Origin of the sequence: Psychroserpens mesophilus (genome assembly GCF_000826645.1) — a bacterium.
GTDB classification, from domain to species: domain Bacteria; phylum Bacteroidota; class Bacteroidia; order Flavobacteriales; family Flavobacteriaceae; genus Psychroserpens; species Psychroserpens mesophilus.
This window is the reverse complement of the sequence record NZ_JXJP01000001.1, coordinates 38,962-55,318: the sequence shown is the minus strand read 5'-3', so window position 1 is coordinate 55,318 and position 16,357 is coordinate 38,962. Positions and strand designations below refer to the sequence as shown.

Below are 16,357 nucleotides of genomic sequence, written 5' to 3'. Positions count from 1 at the left end.
GAAGAACTTAAAAAAAACAAAATGAAACATATAAAATATTTACTAGTCTCTGCCGCATTGATAGCATTTGCATCATGTAGTGATGATGATGAATTCATTAACAAGGTAATTGTAGAACCTTTACCAGCTTTAACTACTGGGTCTCTAGACTTATCAAACTATGTTGCTATAGGCGCTTCTTTTACTGCAGGGTTTTCAGACAATGCACTTTTTATTGCTACTCAAGAAAACTCATTTCCTAATTTGCTATCTAAACAATTTGCAAAAGCAGGAGGTGGAGATTTCTCACAACCTTTGATGAATGATAATATTGGAGGCTTCTTATTTGGAGGAAACCCCTTGCCTGACGGTAGTTTCGGACCTAGACTTTACTTTTTTAATGACACAGATCCAAGTGATGATTTTGATTCTGGACCTTATCCTCTTGGCGTAAATCCACCAAACGATTTTACACCTGCTCTTCCTTCAACGGAAGCAACTTACAACTTAGGAGGAATTTTTAATAATGTAGGTGTTCCTGGAGCAAAGAGTTTTCATATTCCTCTTGAAGGTTATGGTGCTTTGAATCCTTATTTTGGACGTATGGCATCATCACCAACAGCGTCAATGTTAGGTGATGCGCTAGCGCAAAACCCAACATTCTTTACTTTAAGTGAGGTTGGAGGAAATGATGTACTCAGTTACGCTACTTCTGGTGGATCAGGTATGGATCAAACTGGAAACATAAATCCAGCAACTTATGGAAATAACGACATCACTGATCCTGCCGTATTTGCTCAGGCATTTTCTGGTATGATTACAGCCTTAACTCAAAATGGAGCTAAAGGTGTTGTTACTACTGTACCAGACATTACTAGTTTACCACACTTTACGAGAGTACCATACAATCCGTTAGATCCTACAGATGAAGATTTCGGACCTCAAATTCCATTATTGAATACTATTTACGGTGCATTAAATCAAGTCTTTGCTGTAGCAGATCCATCTCGAATCATTACATTTTCTACAACAGAAGCAAGTGCTGTCGTAATTAAAGATGAAGATTTGGCTGATTTATCCGCTACAATTGCAGGTGCTCTAGGACCAGATCCAAATTTCGCTGCGTTTATTGGTCAATTTGGATTACCACCAGCCGCAGCCCCTCAAGTTGCAGGATTTTTAGGAGCTACTTACGGACAGGCAAGACAAGCAACAGCAAGTGATTTGTTTGTTCTACCAAGCAGCTCAGTCATTGGCACTGTAAATGAAGATGTTGCAACAGGTTTAGCTCTATTATTACCTCAAGATTTAGCAGGTCAATTTGCAGTTGAAGGTATAACATTACCTCTAGAAGATAAATGGGTATTAACTCCACAAGAACAAAACGCTATTGCAATGGCAACTTCAGCTTATAACGCAACCATTTTTTCAGTTGCAGATGCAAATCCTAATGTGGCAGTTGCGGATTTAAGATCAGTATTAGAACAAGCCTCTGTTTCTGGTTACCCTTATGATGACTATACTATGACAACCGATTTAGTATTTGGTGGATTAGTTAGTCTTGATGGTATTCATCTAACATCAAGAGGGTATGGTTTAATGGCTTCAGAGTTCTTAGCAGCAATTGATGAAACATTTGGTTCAAATTTTATAGCTTCTGGATCTACTCCTGTTGCTGATGATTTACCAACAAATTATTCAAAAGATTTACAATAAAACAACCTAAAATACCATTGAAAAAACACCTTCAAAATGAAGGTGTTTTTTTATATAGAAAAAAGCAAAAAAAATGCCTTTATTTTTAAATTAAAAAATATATCTTTGCAGCGCGAAAAAGTAGTGCTTTATAATAATATAACAAGACTATTTTTCAGTATTCAAATATCTAAACATTAAACACATAAGTAATGTCAAAAGTTACAGGTAAAGTTGCACAAATAGTAGGTCCAGTTATCGATGTTCAATTCGGAGCTGGTGCTGAACTTCCAAAAATTTATGATTCGTTAGAAATTAAAAGACCTGATGGTACACTTCTAGTTTTAGAAGTTCAATCTCACATTGGTGAAGATAGTGTTCGTACTATTGCGATGGACTCATCTGATGGTTTGAGTAGAGGAACAGAAGTTACAGCTACTGGTGCTCCTATTCAAATGCCAATTGGTGAAGATGTTTACGGACGTCTTTTCAATGTTATTGGAGATGCTATTGATGGTATTGGAAATTTACCTAAAGCAGGTAATGCAGGCTTACCTATTCACAGACAAGCACCTAAGTTTGAAGATTTATCAACATCAACTGAAGTTCTATTCACTGGTATTAAAGTCATCGATTTAATTGAGCCTTATGCTAAAGGTGGTAAAATTGGTTTATTTGGTGGTGCTGGTGTAGGTAAAACAGTATTAATTCAAGAATTGATTAACAACATTGCTAAAGGCCATGGTGGACTTTCAGTATTTGCTGGTGTAGGTGAACGTACTCGTGAAGGAAATGATTTACTTCGTGAAATGTTAGAATCAGGTATTATCAAATATGGTGATGACTTTATGCATTCTATGGAAGAAGGTGGATGGGATTTATCTAAAGTTGATAAATCAGTGATGAAAGAATCTAAAGCTACATTCGTATTCGGACAAATGAATGAACCTCCTGGAGCTCGTGCTCGTGTAGCACTTTCAGGATTAACTATAGCAGAATATTTCCGTGATGGCGCTGGTGAAGGTCAAGGTAAAGATGTACTTTTCTTCGTAGATAACATCTTCCGTTTTACACAAGCTGGATCTGAGGTATCTGCATTATTAGGACGTATGCCTTCTGCGGTAGGTTACCAACCAACATTAGCAACCGAAATGGGTGCAATGCAAGAGCGTATTACTTCAACAAAGAGAGGATCTATTACATCTGTACAAGCGGTTTACGTACCTGCAGATGATTTAACCGATCCGGCTCCTGCAACAACTTTTGCTCACTTAGATGCAACAACTGTATTATCACGTAAAATTGCTGAGTTAGGTATTTATCCTGCTGTGGATCCGTTAGATTCTACATCAAGAATTCTAACTGCTGATATTTTAGGAAAAGAGCATTATGATTGTGCACAACGTGTGAAGGAGTTATTACAACGTTATAAAGAATTACAGGATATTATTGCCATCTTAGGTATGGAAGAATTATCTGAAGAAGATAAAATGGCTGTAGGTAGAGCTAGACGTGTACAACGTTTCTTATCGCAACCATTCCACGTAGCTGAGCAATTTACTGGTATTCCTGGAGTATTAGTTGATATTAAAGAAACTATTAAAGGATTTAACATGATTATGGATGGTGAATTAGATCACTTACCAGAAGCAGCGTTTAACCTTAAAGGTACTATTGAAGAAGCTATTGAAGCTGGAGATAAAATGTTAGCTGAAGCTTAAAATTAGTTAGCAGTAATCAGTCGTCAGTCGTCAGTGACTGCAAACTGCAAACTGCAGACTGTAAACTAAAAGAATATGTATTTAGAAATTGTATCACCAGAAGCTACCCTATTTAGCGGAGAAGTAACCAGTGTTGCTGTTCCTGGTGTGATGGGTGAGTTTGAAATGCTCAATAATCACGCACCTATTGTATCGCTTTTAAAAGAAGGTCATGTTAAAATTAACGGCAACATTACTTTAGATGAAGAGGTCGAAGCTAAATTTAATAAAACCGATAAAGGGTTTTGGTTACCAATTAGTTCTGGTACTATTGAAATGAAAGATAATAAAGTTATTGTACTTGCTGATTAAGTACACTTTATTTTTAAATATTAAAAAACGCCAAACATAATGTTTGGCGTTTTTTTATGATTGTAAATAATTGCATATCAATGCATTCAAAACAGGGTTTGAAAGCACAAACAACATAACGTCTAACTTTTACTTGTATTAAATTCAAATTGCTTTTTTAGACTAAAAAGTAATTATACCTTTGCCCAAATTTTCAATAGGTATGAGATTTTACATTGGTTTTTTTATTTGTTTTTCTACTATGATTTCTTGCTTTAAAGGAATCGCACAAAATGTTCCAACACAAGATTTAGATTCGGTAACCATTACGTCCACACGTATTGATATTCCTTTTAAAGAAAACTCGAGAACAATTACTGTCATCACAGCCGATGACATTAAAAATAGTGCTTCATTAACTATTGCAGACCTCTTACAACAATTTGCTGGTGTCGATATTAGACGACGTGGCACTGGTGGTAGCCAATCCGATTTATACATTAGAGGTGGTGGTTTTGATCAAACCTTACTTCTTATTGACGGCATTAAAATGGATGATGCCCAAACAGGACATCATACTATGAATGCTGCACTACCCCTTGAAGTCATCGAGCGTATAGAAATCATAAAAGGTCCTGCTGCAAGAATTTTTGGCCAGAATGCCTTTACTGGTGCTATAAATATTGTTACCAAAAGCACACTTAATAATGTCGTTTCTACAAATTTAGAGACTGGTTCGTTCGGCCAATTTAATGGTTCGGTTACCATAGGTGGTGAGCTCGAAAATTCATCTCATATAGTTCATGCTGGAAAAATGACCTCTCAAGGGTATCGCATAAATTCAGATTATGACAATTCCAATTACTTTGTTAAAAGTGTGTTCAATAAAAATCATCAAGCTATTGAAATGCTTACTACTTTTTTTGACAGGAAATTTGGTGCTCAAAATTTTTATACCACTAACGCTACGTTTTTTGAATATGAAGAAACCCAAAACAGTTTATTGGCATTTACTACGCAATTTAAATCTTCTAAACTAAAGGTACAACCTCGTCTGTATTGGAAACGTAATCAAGACATGTTTTTACTAAGACGTGAGGAACCAAGTTTTTTTAGAAATTTCCACATCACGCATAAGGTTGGTATAGAAACTAATGCTTCCTACACTTCTAAAGCAGGAATCACAGGATTTGGTGTCGACCTTTCTAAAACCTTTATTAATAGTAATAACCTGGGAAAACGAAATCGATTTATGGCAAATGTCTTTTTAGAACATCGTTTTAAGCTTGCCAATAATAAACTTGACATTACTCCTGGAGTAGCATTATCGTACTTCTCAGATTTTAAATTTCATGCTTTTCCTGGAATAGATGTTGGATATGAAATCACTGACAATTTAAGAGTTTATGGTAATGTAGGCTACACGTATCGTATTCCAACTTATACCGATTTGTTTTACAGTGATCCTGCAACTCAAGGAAATCCAGACCTTGAACCTGAAGAAGCGTTTGCTCAAGAACTCGGATTTAAATATGTTACTTCTAAATTTTCAGCTTCAATAGCACTCTTTAACAGAGATGCCGAAAACCTGATTGATTACATCAGACCTAATGTATCTAATGGCATTTTTACGGCCACAAATATTACCGAAGTAAATACCAAAGGTCTAGAATTTGATACGTCTTATAATTTTAAACTAAACAACTTTACACAAACTTTAGCTTTTAGTTATGCCAACTTAAATGATAATATTCTTGATCAAAATGAAGACTTATCCAGATACGCTTTAAACACTCTTAAACATCAATACGCAACAAGATTTAGTTCTCAATGGTTTAAAAATATACGACAAAACATTGTCTACAAATATGCCGAGCGCTCCACAGGACAAACCTACAATGTTTGGGACGCTTCAGTGTTTGTTAAAATTAAAGCTGCCGAATTGAGTGTAACAGCTAGTAATATTTTTGATGCCGATTATATAGAATCTGGTTTTGTACCTATGCCTCCTAGTAATATTTTATTCGGATTACGTTATAATTTTAATTAAATTTAATAGGTTGTTGTAACAATTCGCAACAACAACACACGTATTATATATCAAAATTATAACCGTATAAACTTGTAATAATGCTGATTCTCGTTGCTATTCTTTTTATTGCCTTAGGAACTGCTATTAAGTATGGCAAAATGTATTTTTTAATCGCTGGTTACAATACCATGTCTGAAAAAGAGCAGAAAAAATATGATATTGAAGGTATAGCAACTGTATTTAGAAATGCGATGTTTGGAATGGCTCTTATTATGATTATTGGCTATCTTATCTCCAAATGGCTCGAAAACCCAAAAATTGAAGTTTTTGTGCTTTTTGGAGCAATAATGATTGGCTTACCTTACCTTTTAATTGTTTCCAATTCTGGGAAATACAAAATAAAGAAAGATAAGTAAGCTCGCTCAATTTTTATTTCGACGCGTTTAACGACTAATTTTTAACAAACAATGTATTTCGTTTCATAACGTTTTCTTAACTTTGAATCTTATTATTTTCTGATGTCAACACTGAATCTTCAAGACATTCCTCGTGTGAAAAACATCTCTAAAGAGGAATTTATCAAAAGCTTTTATAAGCCACAAAAACCTGTGGTTATTGAGCACTTCATTGAAGATTGGCCAGCTTACAACAAATGGAGTTTAGACTATATGAAAACCATTTCTGGCGAAAAAATTGTGCCGTTATACGATGACAGACCAGTAGATTATAAAGAAGGTTTTAATGAGCCACATGCGAAAATGAAAATGAGCGAATATGTAGATTTGCTGAAAAGAGAACCAACAAAGTATCGTATTTTCCTTTGGAATATTTTAAAGGAAATCCCACAATTACAAAACGATTTTAGCTATCCCGATTTTGGGCTAAAACTCTTAAAGAGTTTACCGATGTTGTTTTTTGGTGGCAAAGATTCTCATACGTTTATGCATTATGATATTGACTTAGCCAACATTTTTCATTTTCATTTTGAAGGTAAAAAGCTTTGTATTTTATTTGATCAAAACCAAAATGACTACCTCTATAAAATTCCGCATTCATTAATTACAAGAGAAGATATCGATTTTTCTAATCCCGATTTTAATAAATGGCCAGCACTTCAACATGCAACAGGCTGGCAATGTCAACTAAGTCATGGCGAAGTTCTTTACATGCCTGAAGGTTACTGGCATTATATGAAGTACTTAACACCAGGATTTTCAATGAGTTTACGTGCGATTCCGAGGCGACCAAAAAACTTAGGAAAAGCATTATACAATGTATTAATAATGCGTCATTTTGATAACTTTATGAGAAAAATGAAAGGTCAAAAGTGGATTGACTGGAAAAATCAACAAGCTATTTTGCGTACAAACAAGAGTTTTTAATACCGTTACTTTTCTATTGAAAACTTACATATATTTGCACTCTCAAATTTTTAGATAAAAACTATGAAAAAATTATTTTTAGGTATCGCTTTAATCTCTGTTTCATTTGTTAATGCACAGGCATTTAAAGGAAAAGGAGATCAAAAATTTCAAGTTGCTGCTAACCTTCAAGATGAGGCTTCTGGTCTCAACGTAAGTTATGATTACGGTTTAGGTGAAAACTTTTCGGTTGGTGTATCATCAACCTATGCTTTAGGAATTGATAGCCGATTAGATGCCGATTTTGGTGATCGTTTTGATTTAGAAGCACGATTCAATGCCAACTTAAGCAACGTTATTAATGTCGATGATAATTTTGATGTGTATCCAGGATTAAACCTCAGTTTAAAAAACTTTGGTGGTCATGTTGGAGCTCGTTATTTCTTTTCTGACGGATTTGGAGTCTTTACTGAAGCTAATTTCCCTTTAGCAAAGTATAGCAACGACGAATCACAAATAAGCTATTACATTCACAATCAATTTACTATAAATATTGGAGCGAGCTTCAGTTTATAATGTATAGACCTATTAAACTAAAAAGCATCTTTTAAAAAGATGCTTTTTTTTTATGGTATTAATTCTCGAATTTTATCATACACCATTTGGCTTTCCCAACCTCTGTACAATAAATAATCGGAAAGTTTTTTTCGTCGCTTTTGAATATTAGACTCTTTGATGCTTTCCAGTTTTTTTTCGGCTAAAGCATCAAACGTATTAAAATAGTCTTCAGTTTCAATTTCCTTAAGAGCGATGGTAATAATCGTGTTGTTAATATCTTTCCGTTTCAATTCTAAGTGCAACCGCTGTTTTCCCCATTTTTTTATTCTGAATTTTCCACGAACAAAGGCTTTGGCAAAACGTTCTTCATTTAAAAAATTATGCTGCAATAAATGTACAATGATTTGATCTCTGGCCTCGGGAATCATTCGCATCTCATATAATTTTTGAGACACCTCTTTATGGCAACGTTCTTGATAAGCACAATAATGTTCTAAACGTTTTTGCGCTTCATCGACGGTATATGTTTTTAGTGGATGCACTGTGCAAAAATATAACATTTTGTTAATAAAAGTAAGCCCTTAAACTGCTCATTTTTAACTATTTTTGCATAAATTTATCAGCTTACCTTTATGGTAATTAAATGATTTTCCCAATGAAAAAAAATTACGCGCTTTTCGTAATAAAATGCTTGTGTGCGATTTTGTCTTCTTACGGACAAGTATCTGACCTGATTATATCTGAATATGGTGAAGGATCTAGTAACAATAAATATATTGAAATTTATAACGGTACAGGTGCAGCTGTCAATTTAGCAAATTATGAAGTTTGGAGAGCTTCAAATGGAGCCCCTTGGCCTGGAGCTACAATTTCACTATCTGGAATTTTAGCTAATGGGAATACCTTTGTAGTTGCAAATAGTTCAGCTAGTGCAACTATTTTAGCTGCAGCAGATTTAACCACTGGTGTAGCTTCTTGGAATGGTGATGACGCAGTAGGTCTTGCCAAGGACATTGCTGGCACATTTACCTTGATTGATGCGGTTGGTGTTGGTGGAGTTGATCCTGGTACAGGCTGGGATGTGGCTGGCACAGCAAATGGTACTGTAAATCACACTTTAGTACGAAAAACAAATACCTGTTCACCTAATACCAACTGGACGGCCTCTGCTGGAACTTCAGCTGCTAATAGTGAATGGGTTGTAAATGCAAACGATGACTGGAGTAATATTGGCACGCATACTTCTGTGTGTACAGACACCTATTTAGGTTTTGTAAATGCTACCTCATCTGTTGTTGAGAATGGTGTGTCTATCGCTGTGTGTGTAAGCATCCTAAATCCTTCAGCAGTTGCAGACACAACCGTAGATATTACACTTAACGGATCAAGTAGTGCCATTAACGGAACAGATTACGATGATGGTGCAGCTTCAGCAATTACGTTTCCGCAGACCTTAACGTTTCCAGCGGGAAATAGTGCAGATCAATGTTTAACTATTTTTATTGCAGATGATCTTATTTATGAAGGTGATGAAGCTGTGGTTTTAAATCTTAGTAATCCTACTGGTGGTATTTCTGCTGGTGTATCTGGAAGTTCAGAACATATCTTAACCATACTAGATGACGAATTACCAGTCATAGCCGATGTGGTGATTACTGAAATCATGTACAATACTGCTGGTGTTGATGATGAATGGATTGAAATCTGTAACACGACTGGATTAACCCAAGTGCTTAACAATTATACGATTGAAGTCAATGGCACTACCCAATTTACATTTCCTTCAACTGGAGCTACCATTGCGCCTGGTGTTTGTATTACTGTGGCTTTAGGTAGCGAAGGTGATGCAGAATTTAATGAAGGGAATTTAGGACCAACGACCTATTGTCCTTTTACTCCAACCTATTCTAATGGAAATGGTCCAGGAACTTTGCCCAATAATACAGCAACAATATCTATTATAGCCGACGATACAACGACACTAGTAGATGAAGTTACTTATAATAGTGCTGACGGAGGAAATACGGTATCGCTTCATGTTATTGACGATTCACTGGATAATTCAGACACGGGAACCAACTGGCAAGAAGTCATCACTGGAGGAAGTCCAGGATTTAATACCTTGATTTCACAATGTTCTACCTTAGAACCTGAAATCAATGTTGAAGGTGATATCAATACCTTTCCAAATATTTCTAACAATGATGTTACTCCTAGTTTTTTTGATAACACCCGATTTTCCAGTTTAGATATTAGTGGTGCTTCAGAAACCAAATCTTTCAGAATTCAAAACATTGGATCAGCCGATTTAATTGTTAGTAACATCCAAATCGTTGGAGCACATGCAGGTGACTTTTCACTAACACTACCTTCAGGATTACCTATTACGGTTACTGACATCAGCACCAATCCTAATAATCTGGTGGTTTTTGATGTCACCTTTGATCCAAGTGCAGTAGGTACACGAACTGCTACAGTAAGAATAACAAATAACGACTTTGCTGATGGTGAAGGCGAAGAAGTGTTTGAGTTTGCCATTCAAGGCGAAGGGTTCTGTACATCTGCAGTAAATGTAGTAACACCTTTAAGTGGTCCAGATAATACTGTAGTGACTATAAGTGGCAGTGATTTAGATGGTACAACATCTGTAACATTTGCTGGATCACCAATTGCGCACACTGTAATTTCTCCTACAGAAATTGAAATTACAATTCCAGATGGCGCTATTTCAGGAAACATCGTTGTAACTAATAATATTGGTTGTCAAACCTCTGACGCCTTTACGGTTATAAATAATGCGATTAGTTCTTGTGAAGGGACTTCCGGATTGTCGCCTACCGATTTGTTTATTTCAGAAATTACCGATGCACCTTCAGGTTCACATACCTATATCGAAATTTTTAACGGCACAGGAGCTCCTGTGAATTTAGCCGATTATGAAATTAGAGTCCATAACAACGGCTCTCCTAATGCTGGTGGTGCTATTGTTGACTTGTCTGCAGCTTATACCATGCCTAATAATTCTGTATATGTAATTGCTATTGGAGGTACAAATGCTACTGATCCTGAAGGTGGTTACACGGCTAATGAGACTTCTGGCATACCTGCAGTAGATAACAACGATAACATTCGTCTTTATTTTGACGACGGCATTACTGAAACATGGATTGATGTTTGGGGTGATTATACAGGAGCAAATTTTACTACAGTGCCTAAAGGCTACACTTACAGACGTAAAAATACTGGTATTACAGTACCTCGAGTAGCTTCTTGGAATGCTCCAGATAACATGCAAAATGATTGGGATGCTTTTGCTCCTGTTGACTATACAGATATTGGTCTTTTTGATTTTTCAACTGGAACACCACCAATAATTACCGATGAGCCTGATACTGTACTTTCTTCTTGTGATTTAACGGCTTCATTCACACTAACTGCCAACCAAGGCTTCGCTGGAGGACTACCTTTGGCATACCAATGGTTTGTTTCTGTACCTGGAGTTGATGGATGGTCTGCATTAACTAATAATGCAACGTATAGTGGTGTAACTACTAATACACTTAACATCTCAAATACAATTGGTCTTGATAATTACCAATACTACTGTCAAGTGAGAGAAAATACTGCTACGTGTTATGTTGCCAGTCATGCCGTGCGCATCACCAGTCGCAGTACAACTTGGATCACTCCTGGCAACTGGGATAATGGCATTCCCGACATCAATACCATTACTGTCATAGATGACGCCTACGATACGGCGACTTTTGGAAGTTTTAGCGCTTGTCGATTAATCGTAAATGCGACAAATCTCCTAACCATTTCAAATAATACGTTTGTTGAAGTAGAAAACAATGTAACGGTTAACGGAAATATATTAGTGCAAACAGATGGTGCTTTTGTTCAAAACAGTGATGTTGCCATCGTTGATGGTGCGGTTACGAGCGACAAAACAAGAATTACCGTTGAAAAGGAGACTGCTGTTTTAAACTCTCCTCAAGAGTACACCTACTGGAGCTCTCCTGTTTTAAATGAAACCGTTGGTGATGGACTTAACGAGTCTGCAACACCAAGACGTTTTTGGTATAATGCTCAGAATTTTAGAGATTCAACACGAGAAACAAATAATGATAATGGTACTGTTGCTGGTCAAGATGATATTGATGATGATGCCAACGATTGGCAATTTGCTAATAGCGCATCTATAATGCTTCCTGGAGTAGGCTATGCTGCAACACATTCTGCTGCAGGCTATATTGGAGCTGGTAATCAATACATCTACAACTTTCAAGGTCCTTTTAATAATGGCGTTTATAACATTCCTATTTACAGAAATGACGCTGAAACTAACGATAATAACTGGAACTTTATAGGGAATCCTTATCCTTCAGCTATAAATGCCGACTTATTTTTAGCCGTAAATGCAAGTATTGATCAAACGGTTGGCGCTACAAATGGTGCTATTTTCTTTTGGTCACATAATACAGGTGCCACAGCAAATACCAATGGTAATGAAGTTTTAAATTATGCGCAAAGTGATTATGCCATTATAAATGGAACCGGAGAAACTGCTGGTGGTGATATGATAACTCCTGATCGTTTTATCCCTTCAGGTCAGGGATTCTTTGTCTCAATGTCTGATGCAGCTCCTTCAACTGTAGTTTCGGGAACTGTAAGAACTACTAATGTTTTGTTTAATAACAGCATGAGAGTTACAGGAAATAATGCACAATTCTTTAGAACATCAAATTCTGCATTACCCAACAAAATAAAACTCAATTTAACTTCTGATAATGGTATCTTTAATCAGATTCTTATAGGTTATGTTAATGGTGCAACGAATGACGATGATGGGATGTATTACGATGCCCATAAAAATTTATCGGCAAATGCCAATTCCCTATTGTACTCATTATTAAATACCAGTAGCCCAAAGAAATTCGCTATTCAAGGTAAAGCTCCAGAAGCCTTAACGCTAGATGAAAAGATTTCTTTAGGATTCTTTACTACAATTGATGAGCCAACAATTTATAAGATCTCTATTGCCGAACTTGAAGGAGAGTTCATGACTAGCAATACCATCTATTTAAATGATAAATTATTGAATACCATTCATAATCTCTCAGAAAGTGATTACAATTTTACGTCTGAAACAGGAGAATTTAATTCGCGTTTTGAAATCGTGTTCCAATCGGATGCTTTATCTATTGGTGAGAATGAAATCGGTACCAATCAACTAACTATTCTGGAATTACAAAATGGAAGTGTGAAATTTTCAGTTGGAAATAGGTCAACAATCCAAACGATTGAAATCTTAGACCTCTTAGGACGAACACTTTACAATCTTAAAGGTCAAAATTCTTCCGAAATATTTGAACTACATAATTTAAGTCAGTCAGCTTACATCGCTAAAGTAACCTTGTCTAACGGACAAACACTTATCAAGCGAGCGATAAAACGTAAGTAGTTGAGATTATAAAAAAAACAAATGCAAAAGGCTTCAAAATAATTGAAGCCTTTTTGTTTTACAAGCTATACTTTAACGACATGATTAAATTTCGGCCAGGAGCAGTTATCCCAGAAGAATACGTAAGATATCTTTGGTCTGTAATGTTTTCTAAGGCTGCAGTAATACTAGTGGATTGAGATAATTGGTATTGTGTTCTTAAATTAAGCGTGTACCATGAAGGTGAATATGGGTTGCCATTAGTATCTAAAGCATAAATATAATCTTTATCATATTCGGAAGTTGCTAATTGATCAAACGATAATTCGTTATTATATTCAGCAAACGCATCAATTTGAAGTTTATCTTTTTTCCATACAAAATGAGTATTCCCAAAGTTTGGAGCAACATGCCTAACCGGAAACTCTAAACCGTTATCTTCTTGAGTTCCACCAATGATATTATATTGAGATACCAGTTTCAAATTATTAGAAATATTTAATCTAATACCAGCTTCAAAACCATATATACGTTCTTGCGAAGCATTTTGTATAGCCTGTACATTGCTCAATTCGCCATCGTAAAGTATTTGAGAATTTCCATTTAAAGCGAAATCACTTCGTACTAAAGCATTGTCTAAAAACGTATAGTAGGTTGCCATATCAATGATGCATACATTGTCGAAATTAAGTTTTAAACCTAATTCAGCACCATAAGCATATTCGGCTTTCAAATTAGGATTAGGTACTACCACAGAACCAGGTTCAGAGTCAAAAACCTTTCCAATATCATCAATATTTGGTGCTCTAAATGCCGTTGAAGCGTTTAATTTCCACTGAATGATTTCACTAGGCATCCAACTTATTCCAGCAGTTCCGGTTAAGGCTCCTGTATCGACTTTGGCATTTTCAAAAGGCAAATTTAAAAAGGTGTTATTTTCAGTAAAATCGGCATTGGCGACGACGTAATTATATCGTAAACCCGACTGAAATACAAATTTCGGATTAGGTTTGTATTTATAACTGGTATAAGCAGCCAATGATTGCCAATCTGATCCATTAGGATATCTGGATACAGTTGCAACAGATTCATTTGTTGAAATGTTTTCAGTAAATCCTTCAGACTTTACCCTATTATACACATACTCGAAACCATAAAAAAGCTCACTTCTTTTACTTAATTGTTTTTCAAAATCAACATTTAAAGAATAGGCATCCACTGCTTCCTCTCTAATATTTCTTAACTCCGACTGGAAATCACGATCAAACCTGCTCTCCTGAAAGTTTTGATAGGCAACAGTTGCCTGAATTTTGTCGTACAAATTAGAACTGCTGCTTAGTTTTGTGATTTGAAAATTACCCATAAACCAACGTTGTGGTCCGTAATTCCATTCAGCTGAACGTAATTCGTCTCCTCTGTATCTAATTAATCTATCGTATCTGGAATACGATGATGTAGTTGTATAATACAAGCCCAAATCAAAGCTTAAATCTTCTTTAGGTTCGTATCGTGCTTTTTGTAAAAAATTAATTTGATCATATCCAGTAGGCACTTGTACTCTTGGATTTTCATTCTGAACAATCACATCCTGACCATTAACTGTCTCTACATATTCTGGTCTTAAATATTCGTCAGGACCATGCCTACCCATTCTTAAATCCTCAAAATCGGTATAACTCACACTAGTTAAAAACGCCCATTTTTTGAGTCCGAAATTGAAATCTAAATGCCCTGTTTTTTCTTTATTAGCACTAGCATACCTCGCAACAGCATTGGCATTAAAATACAATGAATCCTTATAAGATAATTGAGGTTTTTGCGAATAAAAGCTCATGACACCACCAATAGCATCACTGCCATAAACCACTGAACCTGCTCCTAAAGTAATTTCAGTGTTTTGTATGATAAATGGATCGATAGAAATGACATTTTGAAGATTTCCACTCCTAAATATAGCATTGTTCATTCGAACACCATCTACAGTAATTAGCAGTCTGTTTGTAGAAAATCCTCTTATGATAGGACTTCCTCCTCCTAGTTGACTTTTTTGAATATACACATTGCCAGTGGCTTCTAATAAATCTGCACTAGTTTGCGGATTTTCAAATTGAATGTCTGCAGAGTTAATATTCACTATTGTTTGAGGAATATCGCGTTTACTTTGTTCAAATTTTGATGCTGAAATTACAACTTGATCCAAGCCTTCAACTTTAGGCACTAAAAAAACCGTATTATTAATTTTTAATATTGAAGCCTTTTTAGTCGAATATTGTATGTAGAGAATGCTTTGAAAATAAATTAGCTCATCATCATCAAACTGATCTAAAGACGCTTTACCATCTATATCTGTAATAACAGATTTATCTTTATTAGAATTGTAAATAGTAACTCCAACTACTGGTATTTTTGTTTCTTGGTCAAGCACTTTAATTTCTTGAGCATTTGCACCCAGTATGGCACATAAACAAATAGTTAGTGTTTTAATTAACTTCATAAAAATAATTCACTTTTTTTAATTGAATACCTGATTAAATACTTGTAGAGTTCTAGGTTTTTTAAAGCTGCCCAAATGTAATTCAAAATATAACAACAGCATGGTTAAAAACGATTGTCTTTGTTTTGAACTCATTTTAATTGTATTCAAATCATCAAAATTTATGCCTAATAGTTGTTTTAGAAGTATTAAATTTTCACCAGAAACCGAATAGATATTTGATTTTTGAGATTCAAATAATCCATTAAACAAATTGAAATATGGAGCGTCGCTATGTGAACTTTCAGGATAAAAGCCTAGATATTGTGTTAGATTGAGTAAAAAGAGTAAATGAAAATTTGAAAACTGATCCTGATAATCCAGCCATTTCAAGGTGACTTCAAGATATTCGTACAGTTCGATGTTTTGTTCCTCCTCCTTTAAAACGTTTGACAAAATTTCAGCTAGAAACATCGCTATTGCACTTTTATAAACATTGGTATGCATGCTTCTGTAAATGTAATCTGATTTGACTTCTTTAATGTATTGAAGTGATTGATTAGCTCTAAAATTTTCTTCAATTTGAAGCTGAGATAATAATTGAAAGTAAACGGCTTTGGAAGTTCCTTTACTGCTTTTTAAGGCACCACGAATTAAATAAGAAACAAGACCTTTTTGCTTTGTAAAACACTTTACAATAAGATCGTTATCCCGATATTTAACTTTTGAAATAACAATGGCTTTATTTTTATTGAGCATCGTGTT

Annotated in this window: 11 protein-coding genes; 8 read left to right on the top strand and 3 right to left on the bottom strand. The window is 35.3% G+C overall.

Features of this window, described 5'->3' with window-relative positions; genetic code table 11:
• Positions 1-21 precede the first annotated feature (21 nt).
• From TD18_RS00210 to TD18_RS00180, 7 genes are all read left to right on the top strand, one after another.
• Positions 22-1,695 (top strand): hypothetical protein, encoded by a 1,674-nt coding sequence (locus tag TD18_RS00210; protein WP_040246935.1) that lies wholly within the window; start codon positions 22-24, stop codon positions 1,693-1,695.
• Positions 1,696-1,886: 191 nt separating this feature from the next.
• On the top strand, positions 1,887-3,395 hold the full coding sequence (atpD, locus tag TD18_RS00205) for a F0F1 ATP synthase subunit beta (protein WP_040246933.1): 1,509 nt from the start codon (positions 1,887-1,889) through the stop codon (positions 3,393-3,395).
• Positions 3,396-3,470: 75 nt separating this feature from the next.
• A complete protein-coding gene (locus TD18_RS00200) occupies positions 3,471-3,746 on the top strand; it encodes a F0F1 ATP synthase subunit epsilon (protein ID WP_040246930.1) in 276 nt (91 codons plus the stop codon).
• A gap of 241 nt (positions 3,747-3,987) precedes the next feature.
• The gene (locus TD18_RS00195) at positions 3,988-5,775 is read left to right on the top strand and encodes a TonB-dependent receptor plug domain-containing protein (protein WP_052461010.1); all 1,788 of its coding nucleotides are present in this window, start codon (positions 3,988-3,990) and stop codon (positions 5,773-5,775) included.
• Between the two features lie 80 nt (positions 5,776-5,855).
• Positions 5,856-6,173, top strand: a complete 318-nt coding sequence (locus TD18_RS00190; protein WP_241480618.1) for a DUF3784 domain-containing protein — start codon at positions 5,856-5,858, stop codon at positions 6,171-6,173.
• 102 nt (positions 6,174-6,275) lie between these two features.
• The gene (locus TD18_RS00185; protein ID WP_040246925.1) at positions 6,276-7,139 is read left to right on the top strand and encodes a cupin-like domain-containing protein; all 864 of its coding nucleotides are present in this window, start codon (positions 6,276-6,278) and stop codon (positions 7,137-7,139) included.
• Positions 7,140-7,202: 63 nt separating this feature from the next.
• The gene (locus TD18_RS00180) at positions 7,203-7,694 is read left to right on the top strand and encodes a DUF6646 family protein (protein ID WP_040246923.1); all 492 of its coding nucleotides are present in this window, start codon (positions 7,203-7,205) and stop codon (positions 7,692-7,694) included.
• Between the two features lie 50 nt (positions 7,695-7,744).
• Here TD18_RS00180 and TD18_RS00175 read toward each other — a convergent pair whose 3' ends face one another.
• Positions 7,745-8,236, bottom strand: coding sequence for a regulatory protein RecX (locus tag TD18_RS00175; protein WP_040246920.1), 492 nt, complete (start codon positions 8,234-8,236; stop codon positions 7,745-7,747).
• Between the two features lie 95 nt (positions 8,237-8,331).
• Here TD18_RS00175 and TD18_RS16510 point away from each other — a divergent pair, with 95 nt between their 5' ends.
• Positions 8,332-13,140 carry a lamin tail domain-containing protein gene (locus TD18_RS16510; RefSeq protein WP_160289440.1) on the top strand — a complete coding sequence of 1,603 codons (4,809 nt, stop codon included), beginning with the start codon at positions 8,332-8,334 and terminating at the stop codon, positions 13,138-13,140.
• A 58-nt stretch (positions 13,141-13,198) separates the two neighbouring features.
• On the opposite strand, the gene TD18_RS00165 is transcribed toward TD18_RS16510, so the two are convergent.
• Both TD18_RS00165 and recO read right to left on the bottom strand, forming a co-directional pair.
• Complete coding sequence (locus TD18_RS00165) at positions 13,199-15,613, bottom strand: TonB-dependent receptor (protein WP_040246916.1); 2,415 nt, start codon at positions 15,611-15,613, stop codon at positions 13,199-13,201.
• 18 nt (positions 15,614-15,631) lie between these two features.
• Entirely contained in the window at positions 15,632-16,351 is a 720-nt protein-coding gene (recO, locus tag TD18_RS00160) for a DNA repair protein RecO (RefSeq protein WP_040246913.1), read from the bottom strand.
• Positions 16,352-16,357 lie beyond the last annotated feature (6 nt).

Excerpts from the sequence above, each read along its gene's own strand:
- TD18_RS00165 (WP_040246916.1), bottom strand. The coding sequence starts at position 15,613 with ATGAAGTTAATTAAAACACTAACTATTTGTTTATGTGCCATACTGGGT.
- TD18_RS00200 (WP_040246930.1), top strand. The coding sequence starts at position 3,471 with ATGTATTTAGAAATTGTATCACCAGAAGCTACCCTATTTAGCGGAGAA.
- TD18_RS16510 (WP_160289440.1), top strand. The coding sequence starts at position 8,332 with ATGAAAAAAAATTACGCGCTTTTCGTAATAAAATGCTTGTGTGCGATT.
- TD18_RS00185 (WP_040246925.1), top strand. The coding sequence starts at position 6,276 with ATGTCAACACTGAATCTTCAAGACATTCCTCGTGTGAAAAACATCTCT.
- TD18_RS00195 (WP_052461010.1), top strand. The coding sequence starts at position 3,988 with ATGATTTCTTGCTTTAAAGGAATCGCACAAAATGTTCCAACACAAGAT.
- TD18_RS00175 (WP_040246920.1), bottom strand. The coding sequence starts at position 8,236 with ATGTTATATTTTTGCACAGTGCATCCACTAAAAACATATACCGTCGAT.
- recO (WP_040246913.1), bottom strand. The coding sequence starts at position 16,351 with ATGCTCAATAAAAATAAAGCCATTGTTATTTCAAAAGTTAAATATCGG.
- atpD (WP_040246933.1), top strand. The coding sequence starts at position 1,887 with ATGTCAAAAGTTACAGGTAAAGTTGCACAAATAGTAGGTCCAGTTATC.
- TD18_RS00210 (WP_040246935.1), top strand. The coding sequence starts at position 22 with ATGAAACATATAAAATATTTACTAGTCTCTGCCGCATTGATAGCATTT.
- TD18_RS00180 (WP_040246923.1), top strand. The coding sequence starts at position 7,203 with ATGAAAAAATTATTTTTAGGTATCGCTTTAATCTCTGTTTCATTTGTT.
- TD18_RS00190 (WP_241480618.1), top strand. The coding sequence starts at position 5,856 with ATGCTGATTCTCGTTGCTATTCTTTTTATTGCCTTAGGAACTGCTATT.